This is a genomic window from Alitabrizicola rongguiensis (genome assembly GCF_021491355.1).
GTDB lineage: Bacteria > Pseudomonadota > Alphaproteobacteria > Rhodobacterales > Rhodobacteraceae > Aliitabrizicola > Aliitabrizicola rongguiensis.
Window position 1 is genome coordinate 566,761 of sequence record NZ_JAKENF010000001.1, and the last position, 13,597, is coordinate 580,357.

At 62.0% G+C, this 13,597-nt stretch carries 15 protein-coding genes; 8 read left to right on the forward strand and 7 right to left on the reverse strand.

What is annotated here, in order from left to right; translation table 11 throughout:
- The first annotated feature begins 186 nt into the window (after positions 1–186).
- The 4 genes from L0V05_RS02830 (at position 187) to L0V05_RS02845 (ending at position 3,110) form a co-directional block, all read left to right on the forward strand.
- Positions 187–657: a RidA family protein gene (locus L0V05_RS02830; RefSeq protein ID WP_234868286.1), complete on the forward strand. Its 471-nt coding sequence runs from the start codon at positions 187–189 to the stop codon at positions 655–657.
- Positions 654–1,427 carry a glycerophosphodiester phosphodiesterase family protein gene (locus L0V05_RS02835; RefSeq protein ID WP_234868288.1) on the forward strand — a complete coding sequence of 258 codons (774 nt, stop codon included), beginning with the start codon at positions 654–656 and terminating at the stop codon, positions 1,425–1,427. The genes L0V05_RS02830 and L0V05_RS02835 overlap by 4 nt, the downstream gene beginning before the upstream one ends.
- Positions 1,428–1,545: 118 nt before the next feature.
- Entirely contained in the window at positions 1,546–2,730 is a 1,185-nt protein-coding gene (locus L0V05_RS02840; protein WP_234868290.1) for a GNAT family N-acetyltransferase, read from the forward strand.
- A gap of 20 nt (positions 2,731–2,750) precedes the next feature.
- Positions 2,751–3,110, forward strand: a complete 360-nt coding sequence (locus L0V05_RS02845) for a 4a-hydroxytetrahydrobiopterin dehydratase (protein ID WP_234868292.1) — start codon at positions 2,751–2,753, stop codon at positions 3,108–3,110.
- Between the two features lie 21 nt (positions 3,111–3,131).
- Here L0V05_RS02845 and L0V05_RS02850 read toward each other — a convergent pair whose 3' ends face one another.
- On the reverse strand, positions 3,132–3,617 hold the full coding sequence (locus tag L0V05_RS02850) for a peroxiredoxin (RefSeq protein WP_234868294.1): 486 nt from the start codon (positions 3,615–3,617) through the stop codon (positions 3,132–3,134).
- A gap of 81 nt (positions 3,618–3,698) precedes the next feature.
- Here L0V05_RS02850 and L0V05_RS02855 point away from each other — a divergent pair, with 81 nt between their 5' ends.
- From L0V05_RS02855 to L0V05_RS02865, 3 genes are read left to right on the forward strand one after another with little or no spacing between them, the layout of a single operon-like run.
- Positions 3,699–4,910 (forward strand): NAD(P)/FAD-dependent oxidoreductase, encoded by a 1,212-nt coding sequence (locus tag L0V05_RS02855; protein ID WP_234868296.1) that lies wholly within the window; start codon positions 3,699–3,701, stop codon positions 4,908–4,910.
- Entirely contained in the window at positions 4,907–5,470 is a 564-nt protein-coding gene (gene rsmD, locus L0V05_RS02860) for a 16S rRNA (guanine(966)-N(2))-methyltransferase RsmD (protein WP_234868299.1), read from the forward strand. Before L0V05_RS02855 ends, rsmD begins: the two co-directional genes overlap by 4 nt.
- Positions 5,467–6,114 carry an HAD family hydrolase gene (locus L0V05_RS02865; protein WP_234868301.1) on the forward strand — a complete coding sequence of 216 codons (648 nt, stop codon included), beginning with the start codon at positions 5,467–5,469 and terminating at the stop codon, positions 6,112–6,114. The genes rsmD and L0V05_RS02865 overlap by 4 nt, the downstream gene beginning before the upstream one ends.
- A gap of 4 nt (positions 6,115–6,118) precedes the next feature.
- Here the strand turns inward: L0V05_RS02865 and L0V05_RS02870 are convergent, their stop codons facing one another.
- The 3 genes from L0V05_RS02870 to rnr all read right to left on the reverse strand — a co-directional run bounded on the left by L0V05_RS02870 (position 6,119) and on the right by rnr (position 10,257).
- Complete coding sequence (locus L0V05_RS02870; RefSeq protein WP_406565946.1) at positions 6,119–7,357, reverse strand: lytic murein transglycosylase; 1,239 nt, start codon at positions 7,355–7,357, stop codon at positions 6,119–6,121.
- A 79-nt stretch (positions 7,358–7,436) separates the two neighbouring features.
- The gene (locus L0V05_RS02875) at positions 7,437–7,799 is read right to left on the reverse strand and encodes a low affinity iron permease family protein (protein ID WP_234868303.1); all 363 of its coding nucleotides are present in this window, start codon (positions 7,797–7,799) and stop codon (positions 7,437–7,439) included.
- Between the two features lie 208 nt (positions 7,800–8,007).
- Positions 8,008–10,257, reverse strand: a complete 2,250-nt coding sequence (gene rnr / locus L0V05_RS02880; RefSeq protein WP_234868305.1) for a ribonuclease R — start codon at positions 10,255–10,257, stop codon at positions 8,008–8,010.
- Between the two features lie 164 nt (positions 10,258–10,421).
- On the opposite strand from rnr, the gene L0V05_RS02885 reads away from it, so the two are divergent.
- Positions 10,422–11,054, forward strand: coding sequence for a hypothetical protein (locus L0V05_RS02885; RefSeq protein ID WP_234868307.1), 633 nt, complete (start codon positions 10,422–10,424; stop codon positions 11,052–11,054).
- Positions 11,055–11,135: 81 nt separating this feature from the next.
- Here the strand turns inward: L0V05_RS02885 and L0V05_RS02890 are convergent, their stop codons facing one another.
- From L0V05_RS02890 to L0V05_RS02900, 3 genes are all read right to left on the reverse strand, one after another.
- Positions 11,136–12,083 carry a hypothetical protein gene (locus tag L0V05_RS02890; protein WP_234868309.1) on the reverse strand — a complete coding sequence of 316 codons (948 nt, stop codon included), beginning with the start codon at positions 12,081–12,083 and terminating at the stop codon, positions 11,136–11,138.
- Complete coding sequence (locus L0V05_RS02895) at positions 12,076–12,666, reverse strand: DUF6932 family protein (RefSeq protein WP_234868311.1); 591 nt, start codon at positions 12,664–12,666, stop codon at positions 12,076–12,078. The genes L0V05_RS02890 and L0V05_RS02895 overlap by 8 nt, the downstream gene beginning before the upstream one ends.
- Positions 12,667–12,729: 63 nt before the next feature.
- A complete protein-coding gene (locus tag L0V05_RS02900) occupies positions 12,730–13,524 on the reverse strand; it encodes an LOG family protein (protein ID WP_234868313.1) in 795 nt (264 codons plus the stop codon).
- Positions 13,525–13,597: the final 73 nt, after the last annotated feature.

A 13,597-nucleotide genomic window follows, 5' to 3' on the forward strand; every position in this document is an offset into this window, starting at 1 on the left:
GCGGGTTTCTCGATACAATGGCGTCTGATCTAGCGTTCCGGGACCAGAGGCAAGCCATAAGAAGCCCGCAAGGGGAACGCAATGATCGAGCGTGTCCGATGCGCGACGGTTCGCTCGCCCTCGTCTCTTGCTGCCCCTTCCGCGCCCGGCTAGCCTTCGCCAAACGCAACCGCGCCGGAGCTCGATATGTCACTGTCCCCCATCGAAACCCGCTTGGCCGAATTGGGCCTGACCCTGCCCGATGCCCCCGCCCCCGCAGCAAACTACGTGCCATTTGTGGTCAGCGGCGGCATGGTCTGGATCGCGGGCCAGATCTCGCGTCAGGCCGATGGCAGTCTGATCACCGGCAAACTGGGCGCTGAGCTGGATGTGGCCCAGGGGGCAGCGGCAGCGCAAACCTGCGCGCTGGCCATCCTGGCACAGCTGAAGACCGCAGTTGGCGGTGATTGGTCTCGGGTGGCGCGGGCGGTCAAGTTGACGGGCTTTGTGAACTCTACCCCCGACTTCATCGATCAGCCCAAGGTGATCAATGGTGCAAGTGACCTTCTGGTTGCGGTTCTGGGCGATGGGGGCCGCCATGCCCGTTCGGCCGTTTCGGCGGGCGCACTCCCATTGGGAGTTGCGGTCGAAGTGGACGCGGTCTTTGAACTGAAATGAGCATCGTTCCCCTGCCGAAGGATTTTCTCCGCGCGCCGTTCGCCCATCGCGGCCTTCATGACAAGACCAAGGGGCGGATCGAGAATTCCCTTTCTGCCTTCAGCGCAGCGGTTGCAGCCGGCTATGGGATAGAGCTTGACCTGCAGTTGACGAAGGACGGGACTGCGGTCGTGTTCCACGACGCGACCTTAGACCGCGTGACGGGGGAAAGCGGCCCAGTCGCCGATCGCACCGCCGCCGAGCTCGGCCGAATCGCCCTGAACGGCAGCACCGACACGATTCCCAGTTTTGCCGAGGTGCTGCTTCTGGCCGCAGGCCGCGTGCCCCTGCTCGTCGAGTTGAAGGACCAATCCCACAACCTGACGGAAACCGACGGCCGGCTCGAAAGCGCCGCAGCGGAGGCGCTTTTGAACTATTCCGGCTCTGTCGCCCTCATGTCCTTCAATCCCCATTCCGTGGCCTGGATGCAAAAGCTCTGTCCACGTCTGCCACGCGGCATCACCACGGGATCATATCCTTCAGACGAATGGGAAGGTGCCAGCGCGGCCCGGTCAGATGAACTCCGCGAGATTCCTGACTACGATCGCACCGGTTCGAGCTTCATCAGCCACGAGGTGGCAGACTTGACCAGGCCTCGGGTCGCTGAGTTGAAAGCGAAGGGGGCGCGGATCCTGTGCTGGACTGTTCGGTCGGCCGACATGGAGGCCGAGGCGCGGCGAGTTGCGCAGAACATCACGTTCGAAGGGTATCCGGCCAAGATCCCTGCTTGACGCCGCGCCGCGGCGGACCACCCTTCTGCGAAGAACTTCTTCCGTTTCAAAGTATCCTCGGGGGCGCCGGTGGCAGACGGCCCCCCGCTCCGCCGTCAGCAACCGGACCCACGCCTGAATGACCGAAGCCCTCGAGGTAACGATCCACCGTTCCTTTGCCGAGATCGCTGCGGCAGACTGGGACGCCGTTGCCTGCCCCGAATCCACCGATGGCGGGCGCCCGATCGACCCCTTCACCACTTACCGTTTCCTTTCGGCGCTGGAGCGATCCGGGTCGACGGGGGGCGGCAGCGGCTGGCAGGCGCATCCGCTCGTCGTACGCGAAAACGGGCAGATCATCGCTGCAACGCCGCTCTACGTGAAATCGCACAGCCAGGGCGAATACATCTTCGATTTCAACTGGGCCGACGCCTGGCAGCGGGCCGGCGGGCGTTACTACCCGAAACTCCAGATCGCCGTCCCCTTCACCCCTGCGACCGGGCGCCGGTTCCTCACCCGTGCTGGCAAAGAGATCGAAGGCACGGCCGCCCTGATCGACGCCGCCCGCCAGATAGTCGCGAACAACCGCCTTTCGTCGGTGCATGTAACCTTCTGCACCGAGGCCGAGGCGGACCGGGGCGAGGCGATGGGGCTCTTGCGCCGGACGACGCAGCAGTATCACTGGGAGAACCGGGGATATGACTGTTACGACGATTTTCTTGGCGATCTGTCATCGCGCAAGCGCAAGGCACTGCGAAAGGAACGGGCGCAGGCTCAGGCCTTTGGCGGCACGATCCGGACGCTGACCGGCAACCAGATCGAGCCCCGCCACTGGGATGCCTTCTGGGCCTTCTACCAGGACACCGGCAGCCGGAAATGGGGTACTCCCTACCTGACGCGAGCCTTCTTCGACGAAATCAATGCAACGATGCGCGACGATGCTCTGCTGATCCTGGCCGAGCGGAACGGCCGCCCGGTCGCCGGAGCGTTGAACTTCATCGGGCGCGACACCCTTTACGGGCGCTACTGGGGCTGTATCGAGGATCATCCCTTCCTGCATTTCGAACTGTGCTATCATCAGGCCATCGACTGGGCGATCGCGAACAAGTTGTGTCGGGTCGAGGCCGGCGCGCAGGGGGAACACAAGCTGGCGCGCGGCTACCTGCCCGTGGCCTGCCATTCGCTGCACTGGATAGCCGATCCGGGTTTCCGCGCCGCAATCGAGCGCTATCTCGATGCAGAGCGGTCCGCAGTCGGCGAAGAGATCGAGGTTGTAACCGCCTTCGGCCCCTTCCGACGGGGTGAAGTGCAGGAACGGGACTGACCGAACAGGGGGGCAACGAAATGGCGACTCTGCTTGGCGAAGAGGAACGCCGCAAGGACCTACCCGCTCTTGCAGAAACCGGGTGGCGCGCCGTCGAGGGCCGCGACGCAATCCGCAAGATCTGGAAGTTCCGCAGCTTCTCGGAGGCTTGGGGTTTCATGTCACGGGCAGCGCTGGCGGCTGAAAAGCTGAACCACCATCCGGAATGGTCTAACACCTACAACGTCGTCGACGTGACCCTGACGACACATGACTGCCACGGATTGAGCGCGACGGATATCGAGTTGGCGTGCCGCATGGATGCGGCCGCAGGAGCCGCATCCGTTCAGACCGATCATTCGCTACCGGTCGAAAGCCTGTGTCAGATCAGGGCGAGATAGCCTCGGCAGAACGAGGCGGGATCAGATCGCCTCGAGCAGCGCTTCGCCCGTCGAGATATTGCATTCGCCCGGCTTGTCGATCTGGACAACGGTAGCGACGCCGTCGTCCACGACGGCAGCATAGCGCTGCGAGCGGTCAAAGAAGCCAAGCCCCGGCACGCTGAACTCCATCCCGAGGGCGCGGGTCAGGCTTCCATCGGCATCGGCGAGCAGAGTGACACCAGCTTTGGCCGCGCCGGTGGCCTCGCCCCAGGCCTTCATGACGAAGGGATCGTTGACCGCAACGCAAATGATCTCGTCCACGCCCTTGGCCGCGAATTTGTCCCGAGTCCGGATGAAGCTTGGCAGATGCGAGGTCGAGCATGTACCGGTGAAAGCCCCCGGCAGACCGAAGATCACGACCTTGCGGCCCTTCAGCTTGTCTTCCAGTTTGACCGGTTCGGCTCCGTTCTCCCCCATCTGAAGAAGTGTCGCCTCCGGCAATTTGGCACCCACGGAAATCGTCATTCTCGTCATCCTCTTGCGTTGCGTTTTCGGCAAGTCGGGATATAGGCTCCGCCGCCGAACAGGACCAGAGGGAGGATATCGATGGGACAGGTTGTGGTGATAGGTGCCGGCCAAGCCGGCGCTTCCTGTGTCGCCCGTCTGCGCGCGAAGGGTTACTCCGGCCGGATCATCCTGATCGGCGACGAACCCGTCGCCCCCTACCAGCGTCCGCCCCTCTCCAAGGCCTATCTTCTGGGCGAGATGGAAATGGAGCGTCTCCTTCTGCGCTCGCCGGATTTCTATGTCGAGAACGAGATCGAACTCCGACTGGGGCAGCCTGTGTCTGCGATAGATACTGCCGCCAAGACTGTGACGATTGGCGGCGAGCACATAGTCTACGACGATCTGGTACTTGCGACGGGCTCGATCCCCCGCAAGCTGCCGGCAGCGATCGGCGGCGATCTGGCGGGAATCTACACCGTGCGGACCCTTGCCGACATCGACGCGGCGCGTCACGAGTTCCAGGCAGGCCGCTACCTGGTTGTGATCGGCGGCGGCTATATCGGGCTTGAGGCGGCCGCAGTGGCCGCCAAGCTTGGCCTGACGGTACATGTCGTCGAAATGGCCCCGCGCATCCTGCAGCGCGTGGCGGCGCCCGAAACCTCGGCCTATTTCCGGAGTCTGCATGGCCGAAAGGGCGTCGTGATCCTCGAAGGCACCGGGCTTGCCCGGCTAGAGGGCGACAACGACCGCGTGACAGATGCGCTGCTGACGGACGGTCGCCGCCTGAAAGCCGATTTCGTGATCGCTGGTGTTGGTATCGTCCCCGACACACGACTGGCCGAGGCGGCGGGGATCGCCATCGAGAACGGAATCCGCGTGGATGCCCACGGTCGCACCTCCGATCCGCATGTCTGGGCCGCAGGCGACTGCGCCTCGTTCCCGGTGGGTGATGCTCGGATGCGGCTGGAGAGCGTGGGGAATGCCATCGACATGGGTGAACTCGTCGCCGACAACATCCTTGGCGAGGGTCAGGTCTATGATCCCAAACCATGGTTCTGGTCGGACCAGTATGACACCAAGCTACAGATCGCCGGCCTGAATGCCGGTTACGACCGGATCGTGACGCGCGGCCCAGAAGGCGACGCGGTCTCTTTCTGGTACTACAGGGGCGACCGCCTGATCGCTGTGGATGCGATGAACGACTCTCGCGCCTACATGGTCGGCAAGCGCCTGATCGAAGGCGGCAAATCGCCCGACCCCGCGCTGGTCGCAGATCCGGCGACCGACCTGAAGGCGCTTCTCAAGGCATGAGGATCATCGGCGGAGCACGGCGAGGCCTCAAGCTGGCCGAAGTGGGCGAAGGCGATGCCGCGGCCCATCTTCGCCCCACGACCGACCGCGTCCGTGAAGCGATCTTCAATCTTCTCCTGAACGGCGGCTATGACGACCCGGTTACGGGCGCCCGCGTGCTGGACCTGTTCGCCGGCACAGGGGCACTCGGGCTCGAGGCGCTGTCGCGCGGCGCCGCGCGGGTGGCCTTTGTCGATGACGGCGTCGCTGCGCGGGCGCTGCTGCGCGCCAATATCGAGAAGATGCAGGCCATGGGCACAACGGATGTCTGGCGACGCGACGCGACGCGGATGGGCCCGAACCGCGGCCCCGGCTATTCGCTCGTGTTTCTCGACCCGCCCTATGGCCAGCGCCTGGGGGAAGCGGCAGTCGCGTCCTGCGTCGAAGGTGGTTGGCTGGCGCCCCGCGCGATGATCGTCTGGGAAGAGAATACCTCGCCCCTGCCCCCGCCCGGATTCACGATGATCGACCAGCGCCGCTACGGCGATACGATCGTGACCCTTCTGCGGTCCCCCGAATGAGACCCGCAGCCGTCCTCTTCGATTGCGATGGCGTGATCGTCGACAGCGAGCCGATCCTGTTCAGTCTGCTGGGCGAGGACCTTGCGCGATATGGCCTGTCCCTTGACCCGGCCGAAATGGAGCGCTTGTTCATAGGCGGCACCGTGTCGGGCGCCTTCACCCTCGCGCGCAAGCTTGGGGCGGATTTGCCGGACGGATGGGTGGATGACTTCTATGCCCGAACCTATGCGCGACTTGCGCAAGGAACGCCGTTGATCGCGGGAATCGAGGAAGTTCTCGACGCGCTGGATGCCGCCAGCATTCCCTATGCGGTTGGCTCCAACGGGTCTGAAGAAAAGATGCAGATCACACTCGGTCAGCATCCCGAGGTCTATCGCCGGATGAAGGGAAGGCTCTTCTCTGGTCAAGCCTTGGGAGCCCCGAAGCCGGCACCCGATCTCTATCTCTTTGCGGCGAAGGCGGTAGCGGCAGACCCGCGCGCCTGCATCGTGATCGAGGACAGCCCCACCGGCGCCCGGGCCGCCCGGGCCGCAGGGATGCGCTGCTTCGGTTTTGCCCCGCATGGCGATGGCGCGGCGCTCGCAAACGAAGGCGCAGTGCCGTTCCGCGCCATGTCAGATTTGCCGGCCCTGCTCGGCCTCTGACGCTTCAGCGCAGCTTCGTCAGGATGGCAAGGCTCGCATAGCCGTCTGGGGTCAGGCCCTGCGCGATCTGGTAGGCCCGAACGGCGGCAACGGTGTTCGGCCCGATCTTGCCATCGACCCCGCCCGGATCGAACCCGGCCGCGGCCAGCCGCGCCTGCAACTCCACCCGTTCGTCCAGCGTCAACGCCCGGTCCTCGCGCGGCCAATCGGCGATGATCGGATCACCCCCGCGGATACGATCCGACAGATGACCCACGGCAATCACATAGGCATCGGCTGGGTTGTAGCGTTCGATCACGCGGAAGTTCGGGAAGATCAGGAAAGCAGCACCCTCTGCGCCCGCCGGCAGAAGGACCGAAGCCGTGCCTTCGGAAAGCAGATCGCTACCGTTGGGCCTGCGGATGCCCATCGCCTGCCACTCCGTCACCGGTTTCAGCACCCTGTCACCTGACTGGGTATAGTCGAAGTTGGGCGGCAGCAGGATCTCGTAGCCCCAGGGCTGACCGGTTGTCCAACCCCAGTGCTTGAGGTAGTTCGCGGTCGAGGCCAGCGCATCGGTCGGATCGTCCGCCCAGATGTCCCTCCGCCCGTCCCCGTTGAAATCGACCGCATAGCTGGCCCAGGACGACGGCATGAACTGGGTATGGCCCATCGCACCTGCCCAGCTGCCAACCATCGCCGCCGGAGCGGTATCACCATTCTGCAGAATCTTCAGGGCCTGGATCAGTTCCGCCTCGAAGAAGGCACTGCGTCTTGTGTCATAGGCGAGCGTCGCGAGTGAGCCAACGGTCGGCGTCTTGCCGCGAAAGGTGCCATAGGCGGTCTCTAGCCCCCAGATCGCGACGACCACTTCCTTCTCGACGCCATAGGCGGCCTCGATGCGATCGAGAAGCGCAGCGTTATCGGCGAGCGCCGCCTTTCCGTTGACAACACGATCAGAAGAAACTGCCGTATCGAGATAGAGCCAGATCGGCTTGGTGAATTCGCTCTGTCTGCGGTCCTTTTCCACCACGGAGGTATCGAAGCCGATCCCGGCGAAGGCCGCATCCAGGGTTGCCGGTGTGATCCCAGCCGCCATTGCCCGGGGGCGGAAGGCCGCCAGCCACGCCTCGAACCCCTCTGCGCTGCCGCCTTCGATCACATCCGCCCTCCCGCCGTCGACCACCGGCATGGGGTCCTGGGCACCGGCCGCAAAGCCGACGCAGGCAAGGACTGCCGCAAGGAGGGTCGCCGTCTGTTTCATTCTGCTCTGCCCGTTTTCGCGCAGTCTAGCGCGGGCGGAGGCCGGGCGGAATGCTCAATCCCTCGCCCGGCCTCTCCTCTCAGGCGGCTTCGCTTGCCATCGCCAACGTCTTGGTCGGCATGGTCGCGGGTGAGGCAGCATTCAGCGCCCGCAGTTGTCCGATGATCTCGGCATTCTGCCGCCCCAGCCGGTGCAGGTGATCCTGCATCTCGGCAATGGTGCGGTTTCCGGTGTTCTGCAGCAGGAACACCATGAGAAATGTCGCGATCGTGGTGCCGGTGTTTATGACCAACTGCCATGTGTCGGAAAAGTCAAAGGCCGGCCCCGACAGCCCCCAGAGCGCGACCAGCGCACAGGCGGCCAGAAATGAGGAAGGGTTGCCGAGCATGCGCGAAATCCATTCGGACAGCGCATCGAAGCGATGGGTGATGAAGGCTTTCATTTGGGTCTCCTTGAGGCCGCGCTGCCATGCGCGCTGTCCCCGGAGACCTCGTCAACGACAGGTCATTCGGCGCGCGCAGGGCAAGACGGACTTCGACTGTCGTCTGACATGGGTTTGGGTTCCTGATGACGTGCGGGCCAACCCGCACGAGGACGAGTTAGGCCTGTCCTGCAGAGACGGCAAGTCACAAAGCCAGGATCGGGCGGGGTCATTTGCGCTTGCGGATGACCTTGCGCTTGAGCTTCTCGTCGCGGGCCGCAGCCTTTCCGGGCTTGCGCGGATTGAACCGCCCCTTCTTGCCCGCGCGTCCGGCCGGCAGTGACCGTCCTTCGATTTCGAGAAGCTCCAGCACCAGCCCACCCGTCACCGGGATCGCCTCGGCCAGACGCACCGTCACCCGCTGGCCGATGCCGATGGTCAGGCCCGTGTCGGCGCCCATCAGCGTCTGGCTGTCGGGATCGAAATGGAAGAACTCGCGCCCCACGTCGCGGATCGGGATCAGGCCATCGGCGCCCGTCTCGTCCAGACGCACGAACAGGCCGAAGCGCTGGACGCCCGAGATGCGCCCGGAGAACTCCGCCCCCACCCGGTCGGCCAGGTAGGCGGCGAGGTAGCGGTCGGTCGTGTCGCGCTCGGCCGCCATGCTGCGCCGCTCGGTGTCGGAGATGTGCTTCGCCGTGTCCTCGAGGCTCTCGATGTCCTCGGCCGACAGCCCGTCCTTCCCCCAGCCATGCGCCGAGATCAGCGCGCGGTGGACGATTAGGTCGGAATAGCGGCGGATGGGCGAGGTGAAATGCGCGTAGGAGCGCAGCGCCAGCCCGAAATGGCCGAAGTTCTCGGGGTGGTAATAGGCCTGCGTCATCGACCGCAGCGTGGTGATGTTCATCAGCTCGTCGAACTCGCTGCCCTCGGCCTGCGCCAGGAGGCGGTTCAGATGCGCGGTCTTCAGCACCTGCCCCTTCGCCAGCACGAAACCCGACGCCTCGGCCACCTCGCGCAGCGCCTCGATCTTGTCGGCGCTCGGCTCCTCGTGCACGCGGAACAGCAGCGGCCGGCGGTGCTGGATCAGCTCCTCGGCGGCGGCGACATTGGCGAGGATCATGAACTCCTCGATCAGCTTGTGCGCCTCGAAGCGGTCGCGGAAGGCGACCGAGACCACCTTGCCCTCGTCCGACAGCACGATCTTCCGTTCAGGCAGGTCAAGGTCCAGCGGCTGGCGCAGCGCGCGGGCCTTCTTCGTCGCCTCGTAAGCGGCGTAGAGCGGCTTGATGATGCGGTCCATCAGCGGCGCGCATTTGTCGTTCGGGCGGCCGTCGGCGGCGTTCTGCACCTCGGTATAGTCGAGGCTCGCGGCCGAGCGCATCAGGCCGCGGACGAAACGATGGCCGATCTTCTGGCCGCTCGCGTCGAGTTTCATCCGCACGGCAAGGCAGGCGCGGGGCACGCCTTCGTGCAGGGAACAGAGGTCGCCCGACAGCCGGTCGGGCAGCATCGGCACCACGCGGTCGGGGAAATAGGTCGAGTTCCCGCGCTTCCGCGCCTCGCGGTCCAGCGCGGAGCCGGGGCGGACGTAATGGGCAACATCGGCGATGGCGACCCAGACGATATGGCCGCCGGGGTTGGCCGGGTCGGTGTCGGGCTCGGCATAGACGGCGTCGTCGTGGTCGCGGGCGTCGATCGGGTCGATGGTGACGAGGGGAAGGTCGCGCAGGTCCTCGCGGCCCTTCAGGCCGGCGGGCTTTTCGGCGTCGGCCTCGGCGATCACGGGGTCGGGGAAGTGGTCGGGGATGCCGTGCTGGTGGATGGCGATAAGGGAGACGGCCTTGGGGGCCGAGGGATCGCCCAGGCGATTCACGATCCTGGCCTGCGGCAGGCCAAGGCCGCGGCGGCCGGATTGCTCGGCCTCGACCAGCTCGCCGTCGCGGGCGTTGAGGGTGAAGTCGCGGCCGACGCGCCAGTCCTTGTCCTGGCCCTTGTCGATGGGAACGATGCGGCCGCCTTCGGCCTCCTTGCGGAAAATCCCGAGGATTCTCTGCGGGTTGGTGCCGAGCTTGCGGATCAGGCGGGCCTCGTAGCCGGCGTCGCCCTTCACCTCGGTCAGGCGGGCAAGGATGCGGTCGCCCTCGGCCATCGGTGCATCGGTTTTGGCGGGGCGATACAAGATCTTGGGGGCCGGCCCCTCCCCCTCCCAATCCATGGGGGTTGCCCATTGGTCGCCCTGGCTGTCGGGGGGGAGGATGACGAGGAGCGAGACGGGGGGGAGTTTGGAGGAATCGCGGTAGGTATGACGGCGCTTTTCAAGGGCGCCCTCGGCCTCCAGCTCCTTCAGAAGCCGTTTGAGATCAATGCGTTGATCGCCCTTGATGCCAAAGGCCTTGGCGATGTCGCGCTTGGCCGAGAGGCCGGGATTCTGGGCGATCCAATCCAGGATCTGCGCCTTCGAGGGAAGCTGGGTCATGCCCAATCAGGTAGCACGCCCGGCGGGGAAGGTCACGGGGAAGCGGTGCAGGGGGGCTGGAAGGCGTCGGGTTTCCGTATGGCAGGCATATGGCGACAGAAGAATCACGGAAAACCCCCCATGCCGACAGGATGTGTTGCGTACCAGGCAGTGAAACCCGGCTCATGCTGAATTTCACGATTCAACTCGGAAGATTTCCCTTTGCTGAACAAGCTATGGACATGCTATTTCCACAGCTATCTAAACTGAATGGTCCGGGTATGGAGATCAGCGAAAGCACGGCTACGATCATAGCAACTGTCGCCGCAATAGGTTCGGCATTTGCAAGCATTAATGCCGCCAATAGCGCTGCCCGACTCTCTGCAAAGCAGAATGTTCTCGGGGCAGACATCAAGCTGCTCAGTAAATCACTTTACGAAATTGTAGCGCTTTGCGCAGAAGCAAGGAAATCCAAGAGCTCAGAAAAGTTCTCATCAAAGATTGAAGCTGCAACAGAGGTTGCACGCACCCTCGATCGTCTAAGACAAGAACACCGATACTCACTTCCCTTTATATTCGACCCCATTTGGCACTTAAAGGGGATACCTCTCTACGTATCCCATTATAAAAACGCACTCACCGATCCAAGGGTAGATAGCCTAATCAAAAAGGCTACTCGTTTACGTGAAGCCATCGACGAATGCTTGGAGTTCTATTTCTTCCATGGCAAATCCCCAAGCCTGCGAATGAGGCTGAAATTGCGCTGCCGGAGTAGAAGTTTAACAAAAGAATTCAAGAAAGGGAAGTACACAGAATAGTGGGGTGTTTTGATAACAAACGAATCAAAATCACAAATCACGGTTAACTGTTGCAGCACTCACCGCAAACTTAGTACCAGATCATCCCTCAGCCTCAGTGAGATCCGTTACGGTGTAACTGATGCTAGTAGTACCATCTGGCTTCTTTATTGTTCCCACCTCAATCTTAGCATCGAAACTGCCGCCCAGCGTAATGCCTTTTCTATTTTCAATTCTCTCAAGATAATCCTGGCTAACCTGATGACTAAAATTCCCCGAGACGATATAATCTTCGCCCTCCTTCCTAAAATCAAACGACCTTTTAATTGGCGAAAGTCCGACAAGCGTTCCCCGCCATTGGAATGTTTCAATCTTAACTCTCGTATCAGAAATTCTCTTGTAGGCTCTATCAATATCGCTAAGGCCGAATGCATAGCTCCTATCTGGCAAAGTTGCCTTAAATGAAGCAGAATTGCTCTTGAGATGGCGAAAGAATTTCGCACATGCCATGAAGATACGAGGGTTGATGTCGTCAACTTCGATCAGAAATTCATCATCATCGTCCTGCGCAAACTCTCGGAGAATTTCAGCAGCCTCCTCCAGAGACTCCCGTATTGGCGTCTTCAATGCGCTGTATTGCGCGGCATCTCTTTCTTCCAAGAGAAAACCAAAAGAACCCGTTGCAACTCCGCGAATATCAAGGCCAATCAGGTCGGATCCTCTTATCTTGCCTCTCGCATTGATAGGCCCTGGAATCTTCGAAGCAAATAATCTTGTGACAATGGCTTGAAAATGATTCAATGCGTTGGTGGCAAACTTCGCGTCTATGCCGATTGTGCCATTTACCGGCGCCCCATCAAATAGCACGACCACCTCTCCAACCTTGGCATCGGACACCAGAAGATCATCAAGCTCCGCAGAAACAGAATCAAGCCGTCTTACAAAACTCAACTTCCCGACAATATCCTCATCCTTCTCTGCTTCAGAAATTAGCACCTTGAGCTCGGAGATTTGTTCGCGAAGAAGCATTATTGTTTGGAGATTAGACATGGAATTTTCTCCTCACAGCTTGCTCTACAACTAGGTATTCGGCAGCGTCAGCGGATAGCGGAAGCTCCACGATCCCCTTTTTCTGATTAGAGTTCCTTACATCACTGAATAAACCAAACCAGTAAGTAGTATTACGAATGAGTGCTCCTCCGCCCGAATCGAGATCAATGGCGTAGGTATCACAGCCGTATAGCGGTTTCATTTTCTTGGTGTCGAAATATTTTGGAAAGATCCTGTTCTGATAGTCAAAATGCCAGCTCGAAGGCGTAGCTTGATATCTAATAGGCCTATTAAACAAAGTAACCACATCAATATCGCTTGGGCTTCTCCTGCGGCGCTCCTCAACGTTCTCGACAAAACTACCGTCTATCCACTGCGATCCAGATACAAACCCGCCAGTAAAAAGAAGCTTTCGGTACTCATTCAGCCCCAGAAGAAGTTCAGCTCGTTGAGGGGATGTGCAGAATCGTTCCACCACCTCTAACATTGAGGCCCGATATGGAGAGCGACAGCTACTCTCCGCCGGCTGATCTCCGACAAACGATGGAAGAACGCCGTTCGGCGCAAACTCGGGAATGGTCATATTTCACACGACAACTAGCACCCCCACGTTGTAGTTCAAGGTAAGGTTGAGTGTCCAAAGAATTCACTCCTCCCCCATCATCGCCATCGCCTCCTCCGCCGTCTCGGCGTAGCGGAAGAGGCCGAGGTCGGCCTCGCCGATCAGGCCCTCGTCGACGAGGCTCTGCCAGTCGATCAGGCGCTCCCAGAATACCTTTCCGAACAGGATGAAGGGGATGCGCTTCATCCGCCCGGTCTGGATCAGGGTGAGGCATTCGAACATCTCGTCGAGCGTGCCGAAGCCGCCGGGGAAGATGCAGATGGCGCGGGCGCGCATCAGGAAGTGCATCTTGCGGATCGCGAAGTAGTGGAAGTTGAAGCAGAGGTCGGGCGTGACCCAGGCGTTCGGGGCCTGCTCGTGCGGCAGCACGATGTTCAGCCCGATGGAATGGCCGCCCGCATCGTCGGCGCCGCGGTTGCCGGCCTCCATGATCCCCGGGCCGCCGCCCGTCGCCACGACCCAGTCGCGGCCATAGCTATGCAGGCTTTTCTCGGTGATGAGGCGGGCAAGGGTGCGGGCCGTGTCGTACCACTGCGCAAGGCCGGTGGCGGTGCCCGGACGCTCGGGCGATGGGATGCGGGCCGAGCCCATCAGCACGACGGTGGAGCGGACGCCGCGCTCGTCCATGATGAGCTGGGGCTTCAGCAGTTCAAGCTGCAGGCGGACCGGCCGCAGATCCTCGCGCAGCAGGAAATCGGGATCGGCGAAGGCGAGGCGGTAGGCCGGTGCGCGGGTCTGGGCGGTTTCGGGGCAGGTCTCGGCTGCGGCGGTATCCTGGACGCTGTCGCGGAAGGGATGGGTGCGGGACTGGTCGTTCATCGGCCCTCTCCTGTCGTCGGCGTCGATTGCGCCATGGGTCCCTCCGGTCTATAGGCAAGCGCGACCCTAGAGC

Coding starts and splice junctions, on each gene's coding strand:
- L0V05_RS02830 (WP_234868286.1), top strand. CDS start 187: ATGTCACTGTCCCCCATCGAAACCCGCTTGGCCGAATTGGGCCTGACC.
- L0V05_RS02835 (WP_234868288.1), top strand. CDS start 654: ATGAGCATCGTTCCCCTGCCGAAGGATTTTCTCCGCGCGCCGTTCGCC.
- L0V05_RS02840 (WP_234868290.1), top strand. CDS start 1,546: ATGACCGAAGCCCTCGAGGTAACGATCCACCGTTCCTTTGCCGAGATC.
- L0V05_RS02845 (WP_234868292.1), top strand. CDS start 2,751: ATGGCGACTCTGCTTGGCGAAGAGGAACGCCGCAAGGACCTACCCGCT.
- L0V05_RS02850 (WP_234868294.1), bottom strand. CDS start 3,617: ATGACGATTTCCGTGGGTGCCAAATTGCCGGAGGCGACACTTCTTCAG.
- L0V05_RS02855 (WP_234868296.1), top strand. CDS start 3,699: ATGGGACAGGTTGTGGTGATAGGTGCCGGCCAAGCCGGCGCTTCCTGT.
- rsmD (WP_234868299.1), top strand. CDS start 4,907: ATGAGGATCATCGGCGGAGCACGGCGAGGCCTCAAGCTGGCCGAAGTG.
- L0V05_RS02865 (WP_234868301.1), top strand. CDS start 5,467: ATGAGACCCGCAGCCGTCCTCTTCGATTGCGATGGCGTGATCGTCGAC.
- L0V05_RS02870 (WP_406565946.1), bottom strand. CDS start 7,357: ATGAAACAGACGGCGACCCTCCTTGCGGCAGTCCTTGCCTGCGTCGGC.
- L0V05_RS02875 (WP_234868303.1), bottom strand. CDS start 7,799: ATGAAAGCCTTCATCACCCATCGCTTCGATGCGCTGTCCGAATGGATT.
- rnr (WP_234868305.1), bottom strand. CDS start 10,257: ATGACCCAGCTTCCCTCGAAGGCGCAGATCCTGGATTGGATCGCCCAG.
- L0V05_RS02885 (WP_234868307.1), top strand. CDS start 10,422: ATGCTGAATTTCACGATTCAACTCGGAAGATTTCCCTTTGCTGAACAA.
- L0V05_RS02890 (WP_234868309.1), bottom strand. CDS start 12,083: ATGTCTAATCTCCAAACAATAATGCTTCTTCGCGAACAAATCTCCGAG.
- L0V05_RS02895 (WP_234868311.1), bottom strand. CDS start 12,666: ATGACCATTCCCGAGTTTGCGCCGAACGGCGTTCTTCCATCGTTTGTC.
- L0V05_RS02900 (WP_234868313.1), bottom strand. CDS start 13,524: ATGAACGACCAGTCCCGCACCCATCCCTTCCGCGACAGCGTCCAGGAT.